The following is a 22,929-nucleotide window of genomic DNA, read 5'->3' as shown; positions in this document are numbered from 1 at the left end:
AAAAGTCTTCCGTGGCAAGTATAAGGGAAGACTTTTCTTTTTAGGAAAGAATTGACACATTCTATATGACAGGAGTATCATCAAGCGATGTCGAAACCTATATACGAAAAATCTACTGGAAAGGAGGGGAATACATGGAGGACATTGTCCGGAAACAACAATGGTGGATTGGAAATTTTGCTCTTTTCATGATGCTTGTTGGTGCTCTAATCATTTATACGACGACGGAAGAGACGATCAAGAATGCATATTTGAGTCGTTCTGTCATTATTTCATTTTTAGTTATCATGGGATTTTTTATTTTTTATATCAGTCGTCGTAATATGGGCATGGTGCTCCAAACTCACTTATTGTCCTTGATGTTGCTCGTCGTTCCAATCACTTCGATTAGCTTTTTACCTTATGCGGCGGTCACTGTTTGGGCTAGCAGCTTTCTGTTTTTAATGATCGCTTTAATCTCGTATCAACGAATCATGATGTGGTATGCCATCGTGATTGCTGTGGCAACTAGTTTTTACGTCATGTGGAATTCTGATACCGTGACGGTGCAAATTGATCCGACTGATCATTATGGACGAATTGGCATGATTATAATTGGTGTTTCAATCGCCTTGGTCATCAATCATTTGCATATCCGTAATTTAAATCGTTTGAATGATCTTGCGATACAACTACACGATACGGCGCGTCGTGACGAAGAGACGGGTGTCTTAAATCGTCAAGGGTTGAACGAAGTCGATTTCCCGCGACCAGAACAACAGCTCATTTTTGTCGGGATTCATTTAGAAAATTATTATGAGTTGGCACGGTATTTTGGAGAAGACATTCAGTTACACGTTTTACGAGTGTGTATCGAACGGCTCAAGCGAAAACTACCTCCTTATCAAGCGTTTGCTCGAATCGAAGCGGGAACGTTATTGATCGTCATGGAAAAGCCGGACGAGGTGGCGTGTAAGGAAGCAATGGAAGAATTGAGTCAAGAAATCTCCATACCCTATGAAATTGAGGGGCATCATGTCTACGTCAACATATCCATCGTCATCGATAATGGAGAAGGAGCGACGGACAATCGGAAGCGTCGGGTACAGCAGTTATTGACTGCGCTACAGGAAGCCGCTCAACAAAACGAACGTGTGATGTGCATTGACCAAGCCTGGCGTAAGGATCAAGAATTACGAGTCAAAGCAGCACAATCGCTAGCACAGGCTAATATTGAAACGGATTTTCACCTCGTCTATCAACTGCAATACGATGTTCGATCAGAGCAATTCATCGGTCTTGAAGCATTGGTTCGATGGAAGACCCTGCTACAGGGAGCCAATCGACCATCCGTGTTCATCCCGATCGCTGAAAAAAGTGACTTAATCATTCGTCTAGGTGAGTGGATCTTTGAGGAAGGATGTAAGACGCGTAAAGCATTGGTCGGTCTGGTTCCGGATGAATTTACGTTGTCGGTCAACGTATCGCCACGACAGTTGACGAGTGAGTCGTTCATGCCATTCATTGAACGAACGCTACTCAAGTATGCATTAAAGCCGCAACAGATTAAGATTGAGATCACGGAGAGTCAGTCGCTCGATTTTGAGAGTCAGTCGATTCATCGAGCGCTCAAGCGCATTAAAACGCTTGATTTCCCAGTTTCGCTTGATGATTTCGGTACTGGTCATGCGTCTTATCATGTTCTCGAACGTTTATTACCGTTACGTCAATTAAAAATTCCGAAGCAATTCATTGAACAAATTGGAGCATCGGAGAAACGACAATCGATTCTTGAGTCGATTTTTCAATTGAGTGAGTCGATGCATGTCGAATGTATCGTCGAGGGGGTAGAGACAGGAGAGGAAGTGCGAATTGCCAAAGAAATCGGGATTCATTTGTTCCAAGGCTATTTCTTCGCTAAACCTGTACCACTCGAAGAAATCATCTGTCTGCTACAAAAAACGAATGAAGGAACGATTCATTAATCAAAAAAAAGCCACTTCAGTCCGAATCATTCGGAGAGAAGTGGCTTTTTCATGCAATACTTATGATATTTATGATTGGTACAGTCGATATTGATTTCGGCCTTGCGTTTTTGCCTCATACAAAGCGGCATCTGCTTGCTTGAAGACCATTTCAGCAGGCTGATGATGAGCGTAAGCAATTCCAGCGGATACAGTGATTGATACGGCATGATCCTGCATCACGAATGGTGTTTGCTGAACGGCTGTTACGATCGTTTCCGCTATGATAACAGGAGAGTATTGTTCGCTATCCGGAATGATGATAATGAATTCTTCACCTCCATATCGGCCAACCGTGACTGGTACAGGACAATATTCATTCAATATAATCGAAAAATGGCGTAAGACGGCGTCACCGATGGCGTGACCATGTGTATCGTTCACAGTCTTGAAATGATCCAAATCGAATAGAATCACACTCCAAGAGGCATTACTTTTTTCGAGCGTCGTTACTTTTTCTAAAATGACATGTCGATTCGCAAGTCGTGTCAATTGATCGGTCGATGCGAGGTAGGATTGATAGGAGTACAGAACAAAGTGCTGTTGAAGGAGCGAGGATAACCGATAAAACAAAAACGCTCCACCAATCGTTAGGATAAAGTATGGAATATAGATCGTTTCCCATGCATCACTAGGAGAATTGCTTATGATCAGTCGCCAAAGAACAAGTAATGAACCAACCGTGACGATGGCGGAAAAGAAGTATCCTTGTCGTGTGATAAATCGGCGGCAAATAAACGAAAGAATTAAAAAACCAAGTAGCGTGATGACAGAACTAAGTAGAACATTCAGTGAAGCGCCGTCATGGATCAAGAACCGATAAAATAGAAGCATCGTCCCCGTTACTGCGATACTGACGTTACCGCCAAATAAAGCGGATAAAGCGAGAGGTAACAATCGTAAATCGATCAGTGCCCCATTTAAATCGATGGCGTGGTGCATAAGGAGAATTCCTGTCACTCCATTCGCGAGTCCGAAATACAGGCGAGTGGATATCATCGAGTCCGGTTGAATCGGTAAGCGATCACGCAATAGATAAAAGGTGAATGTAGAGACAAGAAAGATAATACAGATATTGACGAAAAAGATATTCACTGTCGTAAGCATCATGAAACCCTTTCTATTAGAAAATCTAAATCTAATGCCATTGTATGCTATCTCATCGGATAATTGCATAGAAAATGGAAAAAACAGCCTAATCGGCTGTTTAACGAATTGGTGCGAATTTTTGAATCTCCTGAACGGCCTCATTCCAGGAAGCGACACGAATGACATTTTGCGGTATCGCTTTACGGTTATAAGGTGCGTCGAACAAGATTACAGGAATGGATGTATCTTCTGCAATCTGCACGGCATTCTCTAATCGATCTTCCATGAAGAGATCGAGTGATAGATCACGAACGACTTGTACTTTGTCGTGTGATCCCGTCATGATCAAGGAATCAAGAGGAAGTTCGTGTTGTTTGATCCACTCTTCTGTTACAGGACGAACGAGTTCCGATCGTGCTGTCACGTAATGGAGATCATATTGCTTCCGCAAATTCCATAAGTGGTGGCGAACATGTTCTTGAGGGATCGATTCACGATAAATACCTGTCTCGTGACCAGAGTTCACCATGTAGTCCCAAAATTCGATTTGATTCATATCGGTATACGTATGCAATTCATACTCGGACGCCTGATTGAAGTCAATCGACGTGCCAAGATATTTATTCATGTAAGTGAAGCAAGAGGATGGATGTGTGATCGTTCCATCGATGTCGATTCCAATTTTCATTTACAGTCACCCACGTTCTAAGAATTTTTCTTCACTTAGTATAACATAGTCGAAATCGAGATAGGAAAAAAGACTCCTCGCCAGGGAGGAGTCTTCAACTTATGCGTGATTTGCTTTTTCGGCTTCTTTTTCAGCCTGTTTTTCGAGAACGATTGCATCGATCTCTTTTTTCAATTCTTCGACCATCGTTGCTTCCGGTACTTTACGGATGATTTCTCCGTGACGGAACAACAATCCTTCGTTACGTGCGCCAGCGATACCGATATCGGCTTCGCGCGCTTCACCAGGACCGTTGACCGCACAACCTAGAACCGCGACTTTAATGTTCGCTTGGATGTTTTCGATATAGTCTTCGATTTCTGCGGCGATCGACATCAAATCGATTTCGATCCGACCGCATGTTGGGCATGAAATCAATGTCGCCGCGTTCGCCGCGAGACCAAATGATTTCAAGACTTCTTTTGCGACCTTTACTTCTTCGACAGGATCCGCTGAAAGAGAGACACGAACCGTGTTTCCGATTCCGCGTGACAAGATCGCGCCAAGTCCCGCTGCTGATTTTAACGAACCAGAACGAAGTGGACCCGATTCCGTAATCCCGACGTGAAGTGGGTAGTCGAATGATTCAGAAGCGAGCTGATACGCTTCAAGTGCCAACTGTACGTCTGATGCCTTAAGCGAGACGATGATGTCATGGAAGTCGAGATCTTCGAGAATCTTGATGTGGTGCAAGGCACTCTCGACCATACCACGAGCAGTTGGATAGCCATATTTTTCAAGAATATGCTTTTCAAGTGAACCGGCGTTTACCCCGATCCGGATTGGGATGTTTTTCGCTTTTGCTGCTGTAACGACGGCTTCGACTTTTTCGCGACGACCGATGTTACCCGGGTTAATGCGGATTTTATCGACGCCAGCTTCGATCGCCATGAGCGCGAGTTTATAGTTGAAGTGGATGTCTACGACAAGCGGAATGTTGATTCGGCTTTTGATTTCTGCAAGTGCGAGCGCATCACGTTCTTCAGGACAAGCGACGCGAACGATTTGGCAACCAGCTTCTTCAAGACGTAGGATTTCAGCGACTGTCGCTTCGACGTCGTGTGTTTTAGTTGTCGTCATACTTTGGATGATGACTTCATTATTTCCACCAATGACAAGGTCCCCTACACGAACGGGACGAGTCTTAGAGCGATGGACCATTTTCGGCATATCGAAAATCTCCTTTTGTGGCATACCGCCATATTGTTTATGTTTACCTTTTCTATCATATCGAACTATTCCCTAAAAATCGAGAAACAAGAACGAAAATTGAACATTTACAATTGTTTAATGAAAGAAGGACGTCCGTCAATCCGTCGGACGCCTGATTTTTATACTCATTGAGGTTTACGTGAAGAACGCGGCTTCGAGGAACGGGCAATCCATAAAGGCACCAACGTGTAAATCAAGTGTCCGATGATGAGCAAAGCAACTCCTATTTGATGATGACCCAATTGATAAAGCAGCATACCAAAGGGGAAGGTCCATAAATTCGTAGCTACTGTATAAGGAAACGTTTGACGATATGCCCATGGGCGAGGGAGCAACAGTCGAACGAATCCTTTTGTCAGATACGCCATGAAAAGTAGATAAAGTAATACGGCGATTGTGATGAAGGTGAAATGGAGAATGAACCAGACGACGATTGGGATGTTTTTTTGTGAAAAGAAGGAATCAATAACCGTCGTCCAAAATGAAATCCAAGCTAATCCACAAAAATAAAGGGAAACATCTGCCAAACGAAGACGCAAAAACGGACGATTTGGAATTAAGGAAGTTTGTAAGTAATTAATCAGTTGACGTAAAAATGACAAGTGAATCACTCTTTCTATTGTTTTATAACAGATTATAATTATTTAATTTTTATTGGTAATAAAGGTTTTTTGTGTGTTGATACAGATTAATAAAACCTTAACAATCGGATGTTGTAAAAACTGTTTACAAGTTCATTAGACCTTTACATAATAGGGGGGTCGAAAAAATAAACTTTACAAACACATCAATCCACATCAAATAAAGGAGCTGGCAAGATGAACTATGATTTGCAGGAAATGATTTTCACCTTCATCGGTGGACTTGGGATTTTCCTTTTCGGTATTAAGTATATGGGAGATGGTCTCCAAAAAACAGCGGGAGACCGATTACGTTATATCCTCGATAAGTATACGACGAATCCACTATTAGGTATCTTAGCAGGTATCGTAGTCACGATACTGATTCAGTCGTCCTCCGGTACGACCGTTATCGTCGTTGGACTCGTTAGTGCGGGTCTGATGAATTTACGACAAGCGATCGGTGTCGTCATGGGAGCGAACATCGGTACGACGATCACTGCCTTCATCATTGGCTTCAATGTTAAAGAAGCGGCACTTCCCGCCATCGCTATTGGTGCGTTCTTGATCTTCTTCTTCAATAAAGAACGTGTTCAGTATATCGGACAGATTTTCTTTGGTTTCGGTGCATTGTTCTACGGTCTCACATTGATGGGGGACGGGATGGCTCCACTTGAATCAAGTGCCTGGTTCCGTGAGTTGACTGTCTCGATGTCAGATAATCCATTACTTGGTGTCTTTGTCGGAACAATCTTTACTGTACTCGTTCAGTCGTCATCTGCGACGATTGGTATCTTACAAGAGTTGTATGCTGGTGGCATGATCGATATCAAAGCGGCACTACCAGTCTTGTTCGGGGATAACATTGGAACGACGATTACGGCAGTACTTGCAGCACTTGGTGCGTCGATCGCAGCTAAACGGACAGCCACCGCACATGTCATCTTCAATATCATCGGAACAATTTTGTTCTTGATCGCATTACCAGTGTTCTCTAGCTTCATTGCGTGGATCACAGGTGCGCTTGGTTTAGAACCAAAAATGCAAATCGCCTTTGCACACGGAACGTTCAACGTCGTCAACACATTGATTCAATGTTGGTTCATCGCACAAATCGCATGGCTTGTTCAAAAAATCGTACCGGGTACGGATACGACGATCGATTCAAAACCACGTCATCTCGATCAGAACATCTTAAACCAGTCTTCTGCGCTTGCATTAAACCAAGCGAAACTTGAAGTCTTACGTATGGGTGAATTCTCAAAAGACGCACTTGCGAAAGCAAATCGTTACACGCAATCGCATGATAAGAAGGATGTATCGGAATCAGCGCAGATTGAATACGCGATCAACCACTTAAATACAGAAGTCACGAGTTATCTTGTCAAAGTAGCTGCGCATGATTTATCAGAGCGTGAATCAAATGATCATTCGCTACTGATGCATGCTGTCAATGACTTCGAGCGGATCGGTGATCATGTCGAGAATATCGTCGAATTGGTCGATTTCCAGATCGTCAACCGGATTCAGTTCACATCGTCAGCAAAACAAGAGCTAGATGACATGTATGCTTTGACACAAGAAATCGTCGACTGTGCCGTTCGCGCCGTCGAAGAGAATGATGTCACACGGGCTCGCAAAGTTCTTGAACTCGAGGGCAAACTCGATGCACTAGAACGTTCATTCCGTAAGCATCATGTCCTTCGCGTGAATGCTGGCGAATGTACGGGACAAGCAGGGATGATCTTCGTCGATTTACTATCAAACCTTGAACGAATTGGCGATCACGCTGTCAACATCACGGATCTCGTGCTTGAACAGCGGACCGCAGTAACGAACTAAACAAAATACGATTCATCTATGACAGCTGATTTCAAAAAATGAAATCAGCTGTTTATTTTTTTGAAATAGCATATTGACAAGTTCCGCCACATCTCGTAATCTAGTAAGAGTAAGAAACATACATCATGGCGGTGTAGCTCAGCTGGCTAGAGCGTACGGTTCATACCCGTGAGGTCGTGGGTTCGACTCCCTCCGCCGCTACTATTACTTAAGGACCCTTAGCTCAGCTGGTCAGAGCAGACGGCTCATAACCGTCCGGTCGCAGGTTCGAGCCCTGCAGGGTCCATTCAGTAGAACGCTTCTCGTTAAAAAACGAGGAGCGTTTATTTTTGTTCCCCCGGGGAATAGTAAAGATATTGTAATAATATTCATACTATAGTAACTAAGGGAGAGCGAAGAGAGATGGAACGTAACCATACGATGATGCAGTTTTTTGAGTGGCATGTAGAGAATGATGGGAAGCACTGGCAACGCTTGAAAGAGCGGGCGCCTGAATTACGTGCTGCCGGCATCACGTCCGTGTGGATTCCACCGGCGTCAAAAGGTCAATCGGATGAAGATACAGGATATGGCATCTATGACGTCTACGATTTAGGTGAATTTGATCAAAAAGGAACGGTCCGTACGAAATATGGTACGAAAGATGAACTCGTCGAAGCGATCCAGGTTGCTCGCGAAAACGATATCGCTGTCTACGCGGATGTCGTCATGAACCATAAGGCAGCGGCCGATGAACTCGAGACGATCAATGTCGTCGAAGTCCATCCTGAAGATCGTTCGAAAGAAATTTCAGAAGAGTTTGAAATCGAAGCGTGGACGAAGTTTACGTTCCCAGGACGTAACGGAAAATATTCAGATTTCATCTGGACACATGAATTTTTCAATGGAACGGATTTTGATGCCCGTGAAGAAAAAACGGGTGTCTTTAAAATTTCCGGTAAAAATAAAGATTGGAATGATCAAGTCGATGATGAATTCGGAAACTATGACTATTTGATGTTCGCGAACATCGATTATAATCACCCGGAAGTCCGCGAAGAAATGATCCGCTGGGGGCATTGGTTCCAGGAAACAATTGATTGCCAAGGTTTCCGACTCGACGCCATCAAACATATCAATTATGAATTCGTTCATGAATTCGCAAAATCGATGATTGAAAAAAGTGAAGGTGATTTCTATATGGTCGGCGAGTTCTGGAAATCAGATCTCGATGATTGTCGTCATTTCCTCGATAGCGTCGACTATACGATCGATTTGTTCGATGTTCCGCTTCATTATAAGTTTCATGAAGCTTCGAAGCAGGGACAGGACTTTGATATGACATCGTTATTTGCAGATACCCTTGTCGAATCACACCCGACGAATGCCGTCACGTTCGTCGACAATCACGATTCTCAACCAGGAGAATCACTTGAGTCGTGGGTGGATGACTGGTTTAAACAACATGCTTACGCGGCGATTTTACTTCGTAAAGACGGTTACCCATGTGTCTTCTACGGTGACTATTATGGAGTGCAAGGACCACATCCGGTAGAAGGGAAAAAAGAAATGATTGATGCTTTACTCTATGCACGGTATCACAAAGCATATGGTGAGCAGGAAGATTATCTCGATGATCCACATTGTGTCGGTTGGGTTCGTCGTGGAGTTGAGGAAATTGAGAACTCTGGCTGTGCGGTCTTATTGTCGAATGCCGATATGTGTGAAAAACGGATGTTCGTAGGCGATGAGCGTGCCGGACAAGAATGGTTCGACTATACGAATCATCAAGATCATCCTGTCGTGATCGACGAGGAAGGATTTGGTGTCTTCCCGGTACCGGGTGGTGGTGTCTCGGTTTTTGCTCCACGAGAAGTCGAGTAAATCCGAGGGTCTTGACTTGCGTCAACACAGGTTCTTTTGCTAGTCTTAAAGGGCATTGAAGTTTTCGAAAATAGCACAAAGGGGGACATGAACATGTCAAAATTTGAATTACCAGAACTCGGCTACGCTTATGATGCGCTTGAGCCACATATCGATGCTCGTACGATGGAGATTCACCACACGAAACACCACAACACGTATGTCACGAACGTGAATGCGGCGCTTGAGGGTACGGAACATGAAGGAAAGTCACTTGAAGAACTTCTTCAAAACTTGGATGCTCTCCCAGCAAACATTCAAACTGCAGTCCGTAACAACGGTGGCGGTCACTGGAATCACTCATTCTTCTGGAAACTGTTGAAGAAGAACGACGGCGCTGCTCCAACAGGCGAACTCGCAACAGCAATCGACGAAGCATTCGGATCATTTGATGCATTCAAAGATGAGTTCGCAAAAGCAGCAACAACTCGTTTCGGTTCAGGTTGGGCTTGGCTGATCGTTGACGGTGGAAAATTGGCAGTCGTTTCGACACCAAACCAAGATACACCAGTCATGGAAGGCAAAACACCAATCCTCGGTCTTGATGTATGGGAACATGCATACTACCTCAACTATCAAAACCGTCGTCCGGATTACATCAATGCGTTCTTCAACGTCGTTGATTGGGATCACGTAGCAAAGCTTTACGCTGACGCGAAGTAATGAAAAAAAGCGTATCGTTCAATTGTGAACGATACGCTTTTTTTAATGCGGAAAATGATGGGATAGGTTGTTATGGAAAGTTTCCTTCTATATAATGAAACAAGATGACTTTTGAACGATAGGGGAGTACGCCATGGCTAAACGAATCACCGTACGAGGAAGACGGCGTAATCATCTGCCGCTTCGTCTGAATTTAATGTTCTTCGTCGTTTTTTTATTGTTCGCGATTTTGATTTTCCGTCTAGGGGTCGTGCAAATCGTCAATGGTGAAAAAATTTCGCGGGAAGTTCAAAAAACAGAAATGATCGCATCCAAATATGAGGTGCCACGCGGAAAGATTTATGATCGAGATGGTCGTCTTTTGGTTGATACGATTTCTAAATATTCGATTGTCTATCGCCGCGCACAAACGACGAAAGTAGATGAACGTATTGAAATCGCGCAGCGTCTTGCGGCAATCATTGATCTACCTAAAAAAGACTGGAAAGTCACGGAACGTGACATCAAGGATTTTTGGGTGGCGACGAATACAAAAGAATCGGATCGTCGATACCAAGAGGCAGTGAAAAAGAAATATCCTTCAACAGAAGAACAAAGTAAGCTTTCGATTGCAGAGCAAGATCAGATTCGCTTAGATGCAATCACGAAAAAAGATATTGATTATGATGACAAGACGATGGAAGTCATCGCAATCAAACATAATATGGAAGTCGGTTATGCACTTGATCCACAGCTCGTCAAACTCGGTGCGTCTGCAAAAGAGATGGCGATCATTGATGAGAACTTAGAAGATCTGAAGGGTGTATCGGTCGAACCGTTCTATGAGCGATCGTATCCATATAAAGATACGCTTCGCAATATCTTTGGGAAGTACTCGAAGATTCCGGCAGAACAACAAGCGGAGTTCAAAGCAAAAGGATATAGTTTGAATGATCGTGTCGGGACATCATTCCTTGAACAACAGTATGAAGACCTTCTGCGCGGGAAACCAGCATACGATGTGTATGAGACGTTCAATGGTGAACCAGTTGGAGATCCGAAACGTGAAGAAGGTGAGTCCGGGAAAGACCTCGTTCTAACCGTTGATGCGGAATACAATAAAAAAGTAGATCAAATCATGCAACAAGCAATCAAGATGGGTCGCGGCATGGGTAGTCGTTATTTAAAAGAAGGCTATGCCGTCGTCATGAATCCAAAAACCGGTGAAATTTTAGCAATGTCAGGTCAAAAGCTCGATCCTTCGACTGGGAAATTCACGGATGTGGCGATCAACAACGTCTTGACGTCATTACAAATCGGTTCGACCATTAAGGGTGCAACAGTTGCAATGGGATTACAGGAAGGTGTCATTCGTCAAAACGAAGTCATTAACGATGCGCCGATCACGATCGGAGGTACAAAAAAAGCATCATATGTTAACATGGGACCGATTACGGATTTAACGGCGCTCGAGCGTTCGTCAAACGTCTATATGTTTAACATCGCGATGCGGATGGCGAAATATCCGAGCAACGGTATCGCGGGAGCAAGCGTAGATGCAGCGGCTGCCATCATGCAGAATTACTATAGCCAGTTCGGTCTTGGTGTGACGACAGGTATTGATTTACCGTACGAAGCAAAAGGTGTTCAAGGGACGCCAGACCGTGTCACATTACTGATGGACCGAGTCATCGGACAGTACGATGCTTTCACGCCGCTTCAAGTCGCGCAGTACATTTCAACACTTGCGAACGGTGGTTATCGTGTTCAGCCTCATTTCTTAAAAGAAGTGTTGGCGTCTAACTCGATTGAAAAGGGTACGAAAAAAGTTGATTACAGCTTTAAAACGAATTATCTGAACCGGATTGAAGTCAGTCAAGATAACATTGATCATGTCCGAGAAGGGTTGCACCGTGTTGTTAAAGGTGAGCGTGGTACAGCGAAAGTCATCGCACAAACAGGAATCGATGCTGCAGCGAAAACAGGTACTGCTCAGGTCAGCGTTTACGGTGATGACGGAATCGCCTTACGTGATGGTAGCGGGCAACCGGTTCGTTCATTGAACTCGAACCTTGTCGGCTGGGCACCATATGACAATCCAGAAATGGCGTGGGCTGTGTTCCTTCCTTATATGGAGCAAGAGACGGTCAACTCGAAAATCGGTCATGATCTTGTCAAAGCGTATTTCAACGTCAAGGATGTACCGTGGCAAACTAAGCCAAATTAACTAGAAACTAAGCGAGAGTGAGCTATCACTCTCGTTTTTTTGTTTGTATTGACCTTTTTTTCTAATGGATTTCGAATTGTAAACACTAAAAAACACGCCTTTACAATTCTTTTACGTTGGATTCATTTCGTTTTAATAGTTCGTCCGTAGTATAAGTCTTGTAAGGAAAACGGATAAAAAGTCGTAGCATCGTCAGCGACATACTTTCGAGGAGGAAAATTAATCATGTCTTGGATGAAAAAAACAGCACTCATCACAACGGTAGCATCAATCGCAGTAGTGGGGGCAGCATGTGGTAACGATAAAGGCGGATCTGCTAGTTCATCTGATTTAAAAGGGAAAATCGCAATCGACGGTTCTTCTACAGTCTTCCCGATCATGGAAGCTGTCGGTGAAGAGTATTCGACTGAGCAACCAGATGTTGATGTCACAGTCGGTGTTTCTGGTACAGGTGGCGGCTTCAAACGCTTCGTCGTTGGTGAAACGGATCTCTCGAACGCATCGCGTGAAATTAAAGAAGAAGAAGCAGCGGAAGCGAAAAAGAACAACATCGAATATACAAAACTTGCGCTCGCATATGATGGTTTGACTGTTGCAGTCAGCAAAGACAATACATGGGTAAAAGAACTCTCGCTTGATCAACTCGAGAAAATCTGGCTCGACCCAAACGTTAAGACATGGAAAGATGTCGATTCTTCTTACCCGGCTGAACCACTGAAATTCTTCAGCCCAGGGAAAGATTCAGGAACATTTGACTTCTTCTCTGAAAAAGTACTCGAGAAGAAAGACATGCGTAAAGACGTTCAATTGTCTGAGGATGACAATGTCCTCGTTAAAGGTGTCGAAGGAACGAAAGGTGCGATCGGCTACTTCGGTTATGCTTACTACGCTGAAAACAAAGACAAGTTAAAAGAAGTACCACTTTCAGCTGAAGGTAAAGACGCAATCGATCCAACACCTGAAACGATCAAGGATCTATCTTACCCGCTTTCACGTGAAATCTACACGTATGTCAACAACAAATCGTTGAATGACAAAAAACAGGTAGCAGACTTCGTGAAATTCACGAACGAAAATGCTGGAGATTTAGCTGAAGAAGTCGGTTATATCAAAATGCCACAAGATCGTTACGATGAAAATGCAAAAGCAATCAAAGACGCAATGAAATAATCATCGAGTCATGAGGATGGCCCAACCGGGGAAGTCTGTACCGGTTGGGTCCCGTTCTCATGTCAAGAAGGAGTAGGGAGCGAAGAAGGATGAATTCAACACCCAATAAATCGGTTCGCGAGCTGATTCAACAGAACCGACAGCAAAAATTCAGTATGAAAAACGTCATGGAACGCATCATGCCGATCGTTTTGTTTCTGTGTGCGTTTGTCTCGGTCGTTACGACCATCGGCATCATTCTCACGTTAGTCATTGAAACCGAACACTTCTTTGAAGTCGTTCCGTTCAAGGAATTCTTCGGCAGTACGAGCTGGTATCCATTGAACTCTCAACCGGAGTACGGGATTTGGCCGCTTGTCGTCGGTACGCTTGAGATTACCGTGATTGCGATGCTAGTTGCCGTGCCGATCGGCCTCACTTCCGCAATTTATTTAAGTGAGTATGCGTCTGACCGCGCGCGCCGTATCTTAAAACCGATTTTAGAAGTATTAGCTGGTGTTCCGACGATCGTTTTCGGATTCTTCGCGTTGACGTTCGTCACACCACTACTCGTCAAATTAATTCCGGGCATTCAAATCTACAATGCCCTCAGTCCAGGGATCGTCGTCGGGATTATGATTATTCCAATGATCGCTTCGATTTCTGAGGATGCGATGAGCTCTGTCCCGAAAAAAATTCGGGACGGTGCGCTTGCCCTTGGTTCGACACGTCTTGAAGTCGCACTAAAAGTCGTTGTTCCAGCTGCCTTGTCAGGAATCATTGCTTCGATCGTACTCGGGATGTCTCGTGCGATCGGTGAGACGATGATCGTGACGATCGCTGGTGGTTCGAATCCGACAGCTGCCGTTGATCCACTGGAGCCGGTCCAGACGATGACAGCGTATATCGTTCAGGTCGCTTTAGGCGATGCTGGATTTGGAACAGTTGAATATTACAGTATCTATGCGGTTGGTACGCTCTTGTTCGTCTTTACGTTATTGATGAACTTACTTGCGAACTGGATTACACGCCGCTTCAGAGAGGAGTATTAAGATGGCCTTACCAGAAAAGCAACCTGTCACGAAAAAATTCATCGATCCGGTCGCGGTTAAGAAATCGATTAGCCAACGCCTCGTCGTCAATAATGTAACGAAAGTCATTTTCCTCGTCGGTCTGTTTTTCGGTCTCGTCGTCTTAGGTATTCTCCTATACGGCGTCATCCGTGACGGCGCTTCGTGGTTATCACTAGAATTTCTACAAAATGCACCTTCTCGTCGTGCAGAACGTGCCGGGATCTATCCAGCATTAATGGGTTCTATCTATTTAATGCTCTTGATCATCCCGATGATCTTTATCATTGGTGTCGGAGCAGCGATCTATTTAGAAGAATATGCGAAAAAGAGTCGGATGACATCGTTCATCGAAGTCAATATCTCGAATCTCGCGGGTGTTCCGTCGATCGTCTTCGGATTACTCGGATTGACGTTCTTCGTTCGTAACATGGGCTTCGGTTCGACATTGATTGCTGGAGCTTTGACGCTCGCATTGATGAGTCTTCCAGTCGTCATTGTTTCTTCTCAAGAAGCGATTCGCGCCGTGCCACAAGCGATGCGTCATGCATCACTCGCACTCGGTGCATCGAAATGGCAAACGACGTTTAAAGTCGTTCTTCCGGCATCACTTCCGGGTGTCATTACGGGAATCATCTTAGCCGTATCCCGAGCGATCGGTGAGACAGCACCGTTGATCATGGTCGGAGCTGCCATTTTCATCGCTCGTGCGCCAGAAGGAATCTTCTCGGAGTTCACGGCATTACCAATTCAAATCTATAACTGGACAAGTCGTCCACAAGCGGACTTCCAAGGACTTGCAGCGGCAGGAATCATCATCTTGATGGTCATCCTATTGACGATGAATTCAATTGCGATCTGGATCCGGAACCGTTTCTCAAAACGCTATTAATCGAACGAGATAGAAGGGATTTCTTTTAAGGAGGAAGACAGATGATGGATACGAAGCTGAACACGAAATCAGTCGTTACAGAAGGGACAGAGCGTATGAACCAACCAGTAGCAGCACGCGAGAGCGTCTATAACGTCAAAGATTTAAACTTATGGTACGGTGACGATCACGCGCTTAAAGATGTCAATCTTGATATTAAGAAAAATGAAGTCACGGCGATCATTGGACCGTCAGGATGCGGGAAGTCGACATTCATCAAAACGTTGAACCGAATGGTCGAACTCGTTCCAATCGTGCGGACGAATGGTGTCATTGAATATCACGGACGTAATATCTTCGAAAAAGAGTACGGTGTCGAAGAATTACGGACATCGGTCGGAATGGTCTTCCAACAACCTAACCCATTCCCGAAATCGATTTACGATAACATCGCTTATGGTCCACGTGTCCATGGCGTTAAAAACAAAAAAATTCTCGACGAGATCGTGGAACGGAGTTTACGTCGCGCGGCGATTTGGGATGAAGTCAAAGATCGTTTGAACGAAAATGCCTATGGACTCTCTGGTGGTCAGCAACAACGTCTCTGTATCGCGCGTTGTCTTGCAATCGAGCCGGACGTCATCTTGATGGATGAGCCGACATCGGCACTTGACCCAATCTCTACATTAAAAGTAGAAGAACTCGTTCAAGAGTTGAAATCGGACTACTCGATCATCATCGTGACACACAACATGCAGCAAGCTGCACGTGTATCTGATAAAACAGCATTCTTCTTGAACGGGGAAGTCGTCGAGTTCGATCAAACAGACCGAATCTTTGGAAATCCGAGCGACAAACGGACGGAAGATTACATTTCAGGACGATTCGGATAAGAAGGGGAGACGAGACGAATGGCAGCGAACCGTACGATTTTTGGAGAAAACCTTGCAATACTCGATCAAAAAGTCTTTTTACTAGCACGTAAAACGATGCAACAAATCGCAACGACAGCAGAGGCGCTCGAAAAATACGATCAAGATATCGCACGTAGTGTCATCGCAAACGATAATGAACTCGATGATCTTGAACTTGAAATCAATGATGATGCGATTCTCTTAATCGCGAAGCAACAACCCGTTGCGACGGATTTGCGTCGGATCATCACAGCCATGAAGATTTCATCAGATCTCGAACGGATTGCCGACTATGCAGGGAATATCTCTAAAGCAGTTCTTCGTGTCGAGACATTCCCATACGTCATCGATATCTCCTTGTTGAAGGAAGCGTTCGAGACATTGTTGGATATGACGGAAACAGCGATCGTTGCATACCGTGACGGAGATGTCGAAAAGGCAAAAGCCTTGTCGGATCTCGATAACGTCATCGATGAAACGACATATAAGGCGCTTCGGCAATATATGCGTCATATGTCCCTGCAACCGATCGTTGTCGATGAGGTCATGCAATTCACGAATATTTGCCGCTACATTGAGCGGATGGGTGACCACTTGACGAACGTCGGGGAACATTTAATCTATCTCGAAAAAGGAAAACATTATGATTTAAACGGGTGAACTAAGTAGGCAGGAGGAATTTCCTCTGCCTACTTTTTTTGTAAAGGGATTCGAAACACGTTTGTAGAATAGGAAAGAAGTGAATAATGACAGAGAGGTGATTGGGAATGCTTGAGCAAATCATTAAAATGAAAGAACAAGGGCTGACAACAAAACAAATCGCAGCTCAATTGGATACGACTGAAGGGAAAATCAAATATGCTTGGACCAAATACCGTAAGTCGTTGACAGAACAACCTGCTGTAGCAGCGCCGAAAGTAAAATCAAAGACTGTCAAACAGACAAAAAAGTCGACTGCACCGGTATTGGATGTCGTACCGTCTACGCAAGTGGTGCCGTCACTCGAACGAGACGCGTTCGGAATGGCGACGCATTATGAAGATGATATTCTCCATGCGATCGTTCAGTCACCTACTGCGTTTTACGTCTATTGGGAATTGTCTGAACTGTCGAAACAGTTGCTTGAGACGCACTACCACACGACATTCGATTCGTTTCGTAAAGAGTTACGTATCATTGATGTCACACTCGTTAATTTCGAACAAGGACAAGCGAATCGTACGTATCAGTTCGAACTACCCGAGATGACGAATGCGTGGTTCGTCCGCCCCGTCGCCCCGAATACTACATACATCATTGAATGGGGCGTTCAAACGATTGATGGAGACTTTGTTCCAGTGCTGCGTTCGAAACCGATCGAGACACCACGCGACGAACCAGTCACGGATGGACGTTTCGCAGAAGTCGTGCACCATTGGCAATATGGAGAGGTCGAACAACCGGAATGGGTCGAAGTCTTACGACCATATTCTTATTTCGATCGCGTCCGGTAATGGAACTAGAGAGAGGGAAAGGGAGAGAAGCAATGCGAAAAGGATATTTTTCACTTGTCTTACATGCACACTTACCATATATCCGTCACGAAGAGGAGCATCGTCTTGAGGAACGGTGGATGTATGAAGCGATCTCAGAAACCTACATTCCATTATTGTGGGAAGTCGACCGCTTATCACGTCCGCTCGGTTGGACAGTCAGTATTTCACCGCCGGTCATCGAGATGCTTGCCGATCCATTGATTCAAGAGCGCTATATTGAGCATATCGAGGACACATTACGTTTGATTCGCCAGGAACTGGAGCGAGAGCTTGATCAAAAGGAACGAGATGCCCTTTTATTCTATCAAGAACGCTATCAAGATTTATTGAATACGTTCTTGCACTGGGAAAAAGACTTGAACCGGGCATTTCGCCATTACAAGGAGCGAGGCTATCTTGATTTGATTACCTGTACGGCGACTCATGGATTCAGTCCGCACATGTTGTCTGAACAAGCGGCGCGTTCTGAAATTCAGACTGGCTTGAACTGTTTCGAGCGTCATTACGGATTCCGACCATCTGGTCTTTGGATGCCGGAATGTGCCTATACGCCAGGGCTTGATCGGATTTTATATGAAGAAGGCATTCGCTATACGTTTGTCGATGAACATTCGATTTTAAACGCCGATCCGGCACCAAAATACGGAATTGGGGCACCCGTCTATTCGCCACACGGTGTAGCACTCTTCCCGCGTGACCAAATCATTTCCGGAAAGATCTGGAGTTCTGTCATCGGATATCCGGGACATCCGGATTACCGTGAATTTTATCGGGATCTTGCGTACGATCGGGAGTGGGATCAAATCGCCGAGTTCATGCACCCAGAAGGCCTACGTTATGATACAGGGTTGAAATTGCATCGCGTAACAGGAGAAACGGATCAAAAAGACTATTACGTGCGTGATTGGGCATGGCAACGGACGAGTGACCACGCAGCAGACTTTGCGCAAGCACTCGGCGAACATTTAGATGCGCATCAAGGACAAGACTTCCCACCCTTCCTTGTCACAGCACCATTTGATGCCGAATTGTTCGGTCACTGGTGGTTTGAAGGTCCCGACTTCCTTGGTAAAGCGATGGAACGTTTAGAAGATCAGGCGATCGAGTCGATCTCACCAGCTATGTTCCTCGAACGTCATTTCCAAGACATCGATACTGTCCATGTTGCGATGGGGACGTGGGGACGTAAAGGCTATGCGGAAGTCTGGATCAATGAACGGAATGACTGGATGATTCGCCATCTCCATCAGCTCGAAAAGAGACTAGCAGGAATCGTGGCGCGAAACCGCCATCAAGATGCGTTGACTGTCAGGGCGAAACGCCAGCTCATTCGAGAATACCTACTTGCGGTCTCGAGCGATTGGCCATTCATTTTAGACGGGCAGACGACAGCACAATATGCTGCGAACCGGTTCCGTGAACATGTCTTACGATTTGAGGAAACCGAACGTCGTCTCGATGCACAAGAATTGACGATGGACTGGCTGGAGAGACGCTATCAGCAATATCCGTTCCTACAAGATGAAGACATCGAACCGGATGTTTTCTTAACTGCTCATGACTATTATGTTGCGGTCAAACGCGATGCTGCTTTAAATAAAGATGGTATCCTCATGTTCGCTCGGGATTACGAACAATCCCATCGTCCGGTTCGTGATATAGCAAAACGACTAGCGGCAGCAGGAGAGAACGTTTACGTCGTGACGGAAAACCCGGAAACATATCGATTCGAAGAGGGTGTTCACGTATACGGGGTACAAGTGACGGGTCTACCGCTCGTTCAGACATACAATCAACTGGCAGCGTTAAACCTAGCCTTCTTACGTCAAGCGCAAGCTTTATCTAAGATTGTTGATTTCCAAGTCGTCCATAACTTCAACATGGAGACGGCGTCAGCTGCTCAGGCAATCGCTAAGATAAAGGAATTACCACTTGTCAGTAATGTCTATGATGTCGAAAGTGAGCGTTCACCGGATCGGTCAGGTGGTTTGGTCGTAGCGCTAAAGCGACTTGAAGGAGACGCATTGCGTCAATCGGCTGTCGTTTATTTAGAACGAGAAGAGTCACGTCAAGGGGTGGAACAGGAGTATCACGTCGAAAAGAAACCCCTTCGTTTTGAAGAGAACCTTGAAAAACCATATCAACACGTGACGAATCCGAAAAAGAACGGATGAACAGTTGCAATTCCCTTCCTTTCTTGGTACGATACTTGAGTATGCTTAACCTTATGTAAAGCAAAATCACTTGATACATCGAGAGCTAGATAGGAGGGAATCCCATGCGCGTTAAAATCACATTAGCTTGCACTGAAACTGGTGACCGTACTTATATCACTAAAAAGAACAAGCGTAACAACCCAGAGCGTCTTGAGTTGAAGAAATACAACCCACGTCTCCGTAAGCACACACTTCACCGTGAAGTGAAATAATTGAGATGGAAGCCGTCACTTCGTGTGATGGCTTTTTTTGTTGAAAGGAAGACAGCCATGAACAAACAAGAAGTACGCCGTCTGATCAAAGAACGCCTAGAGGTGATGGACAACCGTGCTGAAAAGGAACGGTTAATCCATGAACATGTTTTGCTATTGCCCGAATGGCAACAAGCTACCTGTGTCGCAATCACGTTAGCGTTTCGAAATGAATGCGATACGAGAATGTTGATTGAACGAGCGTGGCAAGAGGACAAGACGGTCTTGATACCGAAAGTAGTCGGAGAAGAGATGGTCTTTTATGAATATAGACCAGAAGATCAATTGCAGCATAATCAGATGGGGATCGCAGAACCAATGGATTCGGCTCGTCGCACAACACTTGATCAAGCTGCATTTTGTCTCGTTCCGGGACGTGCCTATCGGCGAGATGGCTATCGATTAGGGTGGGGGGGCGGTTATTATGATCGTGCACTCGTGACCTACACAGGTTGCAAAGTATCCATTGCCTTTTCCGAACAGCTCCTTTCAGATTTCGAAGTGGAAGACTTCGATATCCCAGTTGATCTCATCGTCACGGACCAAGAGGTCATCCGATGTTAAGTATCGCGATTTTGTTTTGTCTCTTCCTTGCCTGGACCGGACGACATTTCCGTTTATTGACGACAAGTGGAGCTGTCTTTACGATGCTCGTCGGCAGTGGTGTTTCATTTGGATTCGGCTGGAGCGGTTTGGTAGTGCTCTTACTCTTCTTTGGTAGCTCAAGTCTTTTATCGAAAATAGGACGTACTAGAAAAAAATCCGTGGATGCGATTGTCGAAAAAGATGGTGCACGTGATGGATGGCAAGTTCTTGCGAATGGTGGAGTTGCATTCATCGCTGCCATAGCCTACACTATGACGATGGATAAAGCGTACCTATTGTTATTCTTATTTGTCATCGCCGCATCGAATGCCGATACATGGGCATCGGAAATCGGACCACTTTCAAGTCGTGATCCATGGTCTCTGAAAACTTTACGACGGGTACCAGCAGGAACGAGCGGCGCGATGTCTTTAATCGGAACGCTAGGAACAATTGCTGGGGCTGCGTTTATTGCTTTAGCAGCACATTGGATCTTCTCTCTTTCTTTGACAGATACCTTACTTGTAATAGGCATCGGAGTCATCGGCAGTCTACTCGATACGCTATTTGGAGCAATGTGGCAACGTGTTTATCAATGTTCAGTTTGCGGGGAACGTACGGAAAAGCGAGAGCATCATGGACAACTGACAATTTACGTCTCGGGTATTCGACTTCTTGGAAATGATGCTGTGAACGTCTTGACGAGTGGTCTAGCGAGTGGAATTGGGTTTATTATCATCCGATTCTGGTAAGTGGAAAGTATAACGATGTAATTCCTTATGTTAGGATATCGATGACACAAAATGGACAAATGTGATTATTTTCACATGTTACAAAGAATGTGAAAGATGTTACAATTTATTTGTGATATAGTTAACAAACTCTTAGAACGAATGAAAGGGTGGACATAACGAGATGGAATTACATGCGAAAGTAACACGAGTGGCGCTAATTGGAGCCGGTGCAGTCGGTTCAAGCTTTGCTTATCAGATGTCAACAGCTGGACTTTGTGAGGAACTCGTCATCATTGATGTCAATAAAGCCAAAGCAGAAGGGGAAGCGATGGACTTGAACCATGGAACCCCGTTCAGCTCTTCACCGATGCGGATCTGGGCTGGAGACTACGCGGACTGCCGGGAAGCGGAGGTCGTCGTCATCACGGCGGGAGCGCCACAAAAGCCTGGGGAGACGAGACTCGATCTCGTCGCAAAGAATGCATTGATCATGAGAGAAATGATTCGTCAAATCATGGATTCCGGTTTTGACGGCATCATCGTCGTGGCGTCCAATCCGGTCGATATCATGGCTCATCTGGCTTGGAAGTATTCTGGTCTTCCAAAATCACGTGTATTTGGATCAGGAACGGTGCTCGACACAGCGCGTCTACGTCAAATGCTCGGAGAATACTTTCACATCGATTCCCGTAATGCCCATGCCTACATTCTTGGAGAACATGGAGATACGGAATTCGCTGCCTGGAGCAATAGCCGTATCTATGGAAAAACGATTGACGAGCTGCTTGCTGAGGACGATCGTTATTCTCAAGCAGACCTCGATCAAATCTATATCAATGTTCGAGATGCCGCCTACCATATCATCGAACGAAAAGGAGCAACCTACTACGCGATCGGACTTGGACTTGTTCGAATCGTGCGTGCTATCCTTGGGAACGAGAACTGTTTGTTGACGGTCGGGGCACATGTGGATGGACAATACGGGATTTCTGGCATTCACATCGGAGTACCGGCGATCATCAATCGTCAAGGTGTGCGGGAAATCATTGAAGTTGCATTAACGGAAGAAGAAATGAAGAAGTTTCATCATTCTGCTGATGTATTGCGTCAAACGCTCGAACCTGTCTTGCAAGGTTAACGGGGCGAATCGTGACGAAAACCTCATAAATTGAGAGTTAAGAAACTCAAGTGGTGGTCCTGTATCGTAGTGTCCATCCTTGAGTTTTTTTTTGAAAAGAAAAGATGAAGCGAATATCACTACTGTGTTTGAGTGAAATAAAAAGAGAAAAAAATCTAGGTTTTATTTTACTAGAAAAAGGTTAAGTAAGAGATAGAAGCGT

The 22,929-nt window shown here is 44.9% G+C and carries 20 protein-coding genes and 2 tRNA genes; 18 read left to right on the top strand and 4 right to left on the bottom strand.

Going from position 1 to position 22,929, the window contains the following annotated elements:
- The first annotated feature begins 134 nt into the window (after nucleotides 1-134).
- Entirely contained in the window at nucleotides 135-1,964 is a 1,830-nt protein-coding gene (locus ACHWTJ_RS12095; protein ID WP_294742911.1) for an EAL domain-containing protein, read from the top strand.
- A 69-nt stretch (nucleotides 1,965-2,033) separates the two neighbouring features.
- Here ACHWTJ_RS12095 and ACHWTJ_RS12090 read toward each other — a convergent pair whose 3' ends face one another.
- The 4 genes from ACHWTJ_RS12090 to ACHWTJ_RS12075 all read right to left on the bottom strand — a co-directional run bounded on the left by ACHWTJ_RS12090 (nucleotide 2,034) and on the right by ACHWTJ_RS12075 (nucleotide 5,642).
- Nucleotides 2,034-3,113: a diguanylate cyclase gene (locus tag ACHWTJ_RS12090; RefSeq protein ID WP_294742908.1), complete on the bottom strand. Its 1,080-nt coding sequence runs from the start codon at nucleotides 3,111-3,113 to the stop codon at nucleotides 2,034-2,036.
- Nucleotides 3,114-3,210: 97 nt separating this feature from the next.
- Complete coding sequence (locus ACHWTJ_RS12085; protein ID WP_294742905.1) at nucleotides 3,211-3,780, bottom strand: hypothetical protein; 570 nt, start codon at nucleotides 3,778-3,780, stop codon at nucleotides 3,211-3,213.
- 99 nt (nucleotides 3,781-3,879) lie between these two features.
- Nucleotides 3,880-4,989: a flavodoxin-dependent (E)-4-hydroxy-3-methylbut-2-enyl-diphosphate synthase gene (ispG, locus tag ACHWTJ_RS12080; RefSeq protein WP_023467533.1), complete on the bottom strand. Its 1,110-nt coding sequence runs from the start codon at nucleotides 4,987-4,989 to the stop codon at nucleotides 3,880-3,882.
- Between the two features lie 167 nt (nucleotides 4,990-5,156).
- On the bottom strand, nucleotides 5,157-5,642 hold the full coding sequence (locus ACHWTJ_RS12075; protein WP_394679783.1) for a hypothetical protein: 486 nt from the start codon (nucleotides 5,640-5,642) through the stop codon (nucleotides 5,157-5,159).
- 207 nt (nucleotides 5,643-5,849) lie between these two features.
- Between ACHWTJ_RS12075 and ACHWTJ_RS12070 the strand changes: the two genes are divergently transcribed.
- From ACHWTJ_RS12070 to ACHWTJ_RS11990, 17 genes are all read left to right on the top strand, one after another.
- The gene (locus ACHWTJ_RS12070) at nucleotides 5,850-7,493 is read left to right on the top strand and encodes a Na/Pi cotransporter family protein (RefSeq protein ID WP_394679782.1); all 1,644 of its coding nucleotides are present in this window, start codon (nucleotides 5,850-5,852) and stop codon (nucleotides 7,491-7,493) included.
- A 127-nt stretch (nucleotides 7,494-7,620) separates the two neighbouring features.
- A tRNA-Met gene (locus tag ACHWTJ_RS12065) sits at nucleotides 7,621-7,694 on the top strand.
- A gap of 11 nt (nucleotides 7,695-7,705) precedes the next feature.
- Nucleotides 7,706-7,779: transfer RNA gene (locus tag ACHWTJ_RS12060), tRNA-Ile, on the top strand.
- A 116-nt stretch (nucleotides 7,780-7,895) separates the two neighbouring features.
- Nucleotides 7,896-9,356: an alpha-amylase gene (locus ACHWTJ_RS12055; RefSeq protein WP_294742895.1), complete on the top strand. Its 1,461-nt coding sequence runs from the start codon at nucleotides 7,896-7,898 to the stop codon at nucleotides 9,354-9,356.
- A 93-nt stretch (nucleotides 9,357-9,449) separates the two neighbouring features.
- Nucleotides 9,450-10,058: a superoxide dismutase gene (locus tag ACHWTJ_RS12050; RefSeq protein WP_294742892.1), complete on the top strand. Its 609-nt coding sequence runs from the start codon at nucleotides 9,450-9,452 to the stop codon at nucleotides 10,056-10,058.
- 133 nt (nucleotides 10,059-10,191) lie between these two features.
- Nucleotides 10,192-12,264, top strand: a complete 2,073-nt coding sequence (locus ACHWTJ_RS12045) for a penicillin-binding protein 2 (RefSeq protein ID WP_294742889.1) — start codon at nucleotides 10,192-10,194, stop codon at nucleotides 12,262-12,264.
- Between the two features lie 225 nt (nucleotides 12,265-12,489).
- Nucleotides 12,490-13,434, top strand: coding sequence for a PstS family phosphate ABC transporter substrate-binding protein (locus ACHWTJ_RS12040; RefSeq protein ID WP_294742886.1), 945 nt, complete (start codon nucleotides 12,490-12,492; stop codon nucleotides 13,432-13,434).
- An 89-nt stretch (nucleotides 13,435-13,523) separates the two neighbouring features.
- A complete protein-coding gene (gene pstC / locus ACHWTJ_RS12035) occupies nucleotides 13,524-14,465 on the top strand; it encodes a phosphate ABC transporter permease subunit PstC (protein WP_394679781.1) in 942 nt (313 codons plus the stop codon).
- 1 nt (nucleotide 14,466) lies between these two features.
- Complete coding sequence (gene pstA, locus ACHWTJ_RS12030; protein WP_294742882.1) at nucleotides 14,467-15,375, top strand: phosphate ABC transporter permease PstA; 909 nt, start codon at nucleotides 14,467-14,469, stop codon at nucleotides 15,373-15,375.
- Between the two features lie 95 nt (nucleotides 15,376-15,470).
- A complete protein-coding gene (pstB, locus tag ACHWTJ_RS12025; protein WP_294743384.1) occupies nucleotides 15,471-16,247 on the top strand; it encodes a phosphate ABC transporter ATP-binding protein PstB in 777 nt (258 codons plus the stop codon).
- An 18-nt stretch (nucleotides 16,248-16,265) separates the two neighbouring features.
- A complete protein-coding gene (phoU, locus tag ACHWTJ_RS12020; RefSeq protein WP_294742880.1) occupies nucleotides 16,266-16,928 on the top strand; it encodes a phosphate signaling complex protein PhoU in 663 nt (220 codons plus the stop codon).
- Between the two features lie 107 nt (nucleotides 16,929-17,035).
- On the top strand, nucleotides 17,036-17,761 hold the full coding sequence (locus tag ACHWTJ_RS12015) for a DUF4912 domain-containing protein (protein WP_294742878.1): 726 nt from the start codon (nucleotides 17,036-17,038) through the stop codon (nucleotides 17,759-17,761).
- A 32-nt stretch (nucleotides 17,762-17,793) separates the two neighbouring features.
- On the top strand, nucleotides 17,794-19,977 hold the full coding sequence (locus ACHWTJ_RS12010; RefSeq protein ID WP_394679780.1) for a 1,4-alpha-glucan branching protein domain-containing protein: 2,184 nt from the start codon (nucleotides 17,794-17,796) through the stop codon (nucleotides 19,975-19,977).
- Between the two features lie 104 nt (nucleotides 19,978-20,081).
- Entirely contained in the window at nucleotides 20,082-20,231 is a 150-nt protein-coding gene (gene rpmG / locus ACHWTJ_RS12005) for a 50S ribosomal protein L33 (RefSeq protein WP_012369771.1), read from the top strand.
- Nucleotides 20,232-20,288: 57 nt separating this feature from the next.
- A complete protein-coding gene (locus ACHWTJ_RS12000; RefSeq protein ID WP_394679779.1) occupies nucleotides 20,289-20,834 on the top strand; it encodes a 5-formyltetrahydrofolate cyclo-ligase in 546 nt (181 codons plus the stop codon).
- A complete protein-coding gene (locus tag ACHWTJ_RS11995; protein ID WP_394679778.1) occupies nucleotides 20,828-21,607 on the top strand; it encodes a DUF92 domain-containing protein in 780 nt (259 codons plus the stop codon). The genes ACHWTJ_RS12000 and ACHWTJ_RS11995 overlap by 7 nt, the downstream gene beginning before the upstream one ends.
- A gap of 163 nt (nucleotides 21,608-21,770) precedes the next feature.
- Complete coding sequence (locus ACHWTJ_RS11990) at nucleotides 21,771-22,727, top strand: L-lactate dehydrogenase (RefSeq protein ID WP_294742856.1); 957 nt, start codon at nucleotides 21,771-21,773, stop codon at nucleotides 22,725-22,727.
- The last annotated feature ends 202 nt before the right edge of the window (nucleotides 22,728-22,929 follow it).

It is taken from the genome of uncultured Exiguobacterium sp. (assembly GCF_964277885.1).
In the GTDB taxonomy this organism is placed as follows: Bacteria; Bacillota; Bacilli; order Exiguobacteriales; family Exiguobacteriaceae; genus Exiguobacterium_A.
This window is presented reverse-complemented; position numbering and strand designations above follow the sequence as displayed.

Coding starts and splice junctions, on each gene's coding strand:
- ACHWTJ_RS12095 (WP_294742911.1), top strand. CDS start 135: ATGGAGGACATTGTCCGGAAACAACAATGGTGGATTGGAAATTTTGCT.
- ACHWTJ_RS12090 (WP_294742908.1), bottom strand. CDS start 3,113: ATGATGCTTACGACAGTGAATATCTTTTTCGTCAATATCTGTATTATC.
- ACHWTJ_RS12085 (WP_294742905.1), bottom strand. CDS start 3,780: ATGAAAATTGGAATCGACATCGATGGAACGATCACACATCCATCCTCT.
- ispG (WP_023467533.1), bottom strand. CDS start 4,989: ATGCCGAAAATGGTCCATCGCTCTAAGACTCGTCCCGTTCGTGTAGGG.
- ACHWTJ_RS12070 (WP_394679782.1), top strand. CDS start 5,850: ATGAACTATGATTTGCAGGAAATGATTTTCACCTTCATCGGTGGACTT.
- ACHWTJ_RS12055 (WP_294742895.1), top strand. CDS start 7,896: ATGGAACGTAACCATACGATGATGCAGTTTTTTGAGTGGCATGTAGAG.
- ACHWTJ_RS12050 (WP_294742892.1), top strand. CDS start 9,450: ATGTCAAAATTTGAATTACCAGAACTCGGCTACGCTTATGATGCGCTT.
- ACHWTJ_RS12045 (WP_294742889.1), top strand. CDS start 10,192: ATGGCTAAACGAATCACCGTACGAGGAAGACGGCGTAATCATCTGCCG.
- ACHWTJ_RS12040 (WP_294742886.1), top strand. CDS start 12,490: ATGTCTTGGATGAAAAAAACAGCACTCATCACAACGGTAGCATCAATC.
- pstC (WP_394679781.1), top strand. CDS start 13,524: ATGAATTCAACACCCAATAAATCGGTTCGCGAGCTGATTCAACAGAAC.
- pstA (WP_294742882.1), top strand. CDS start 14,467: ATGGCCTTACCAGAAAAGCAACCTGTCACGAAAAAATTCATCGATCCG.
- pstB (WP_294743384.1), top strand. CDS start 15,471: ATGAACCAACCAGTAGCAGCACGCGAGAGCGTCTATAACGTCAAAGAT.
- phoU (WP_294742880.1), top strand. CDS start 16,266: ATGGCAGCGAACCGTACGATTTTTGGAGAAAACCTTGCAATACTCGAT.
- ACHWTJ_RS12015 (WP_294742878.1), top strand. CDS start 17,036: ATGCTTGAGCAAATCATTAAAATGAAAGAACAAGGGCTGACAACAAAA.
- ACHWTJ_RS12010 (WP_394679780.1), top strand. CDS start 17,794: ATGCGAAAAGGATATTTTTCACTTGTCTTACATGCACACTTACCATAT.
- rpmG (WP_012369771.1), top strand. CDS start 20,082: ATGCGCGTTAAAATCACATTAGCTTGCACTGAAACTGGTGACCGTACT.
- ACHWTJ_RS12000 (WP_394679779.1), top strand. CDS start 20,289: ATGAACAAACAAGAAGTACGCCGTCTGATCAAAGAACGCCTAGAGGTG.
- ACHWTJ_RS11995 (WP_394679778.1), top strand. CDS start 20,828: ATGTTAAGTATCGCGATTTTGTTTTGTCTCTTCCTTGCCTGGACCGGA.
- ACHWTJ_RS11990 (WP_294742856.1), top strand. CDS start 21,771: ATGGAATTACATGCGAAAGTAACACGAGTGGCGCTAATTGGAGCCGGT.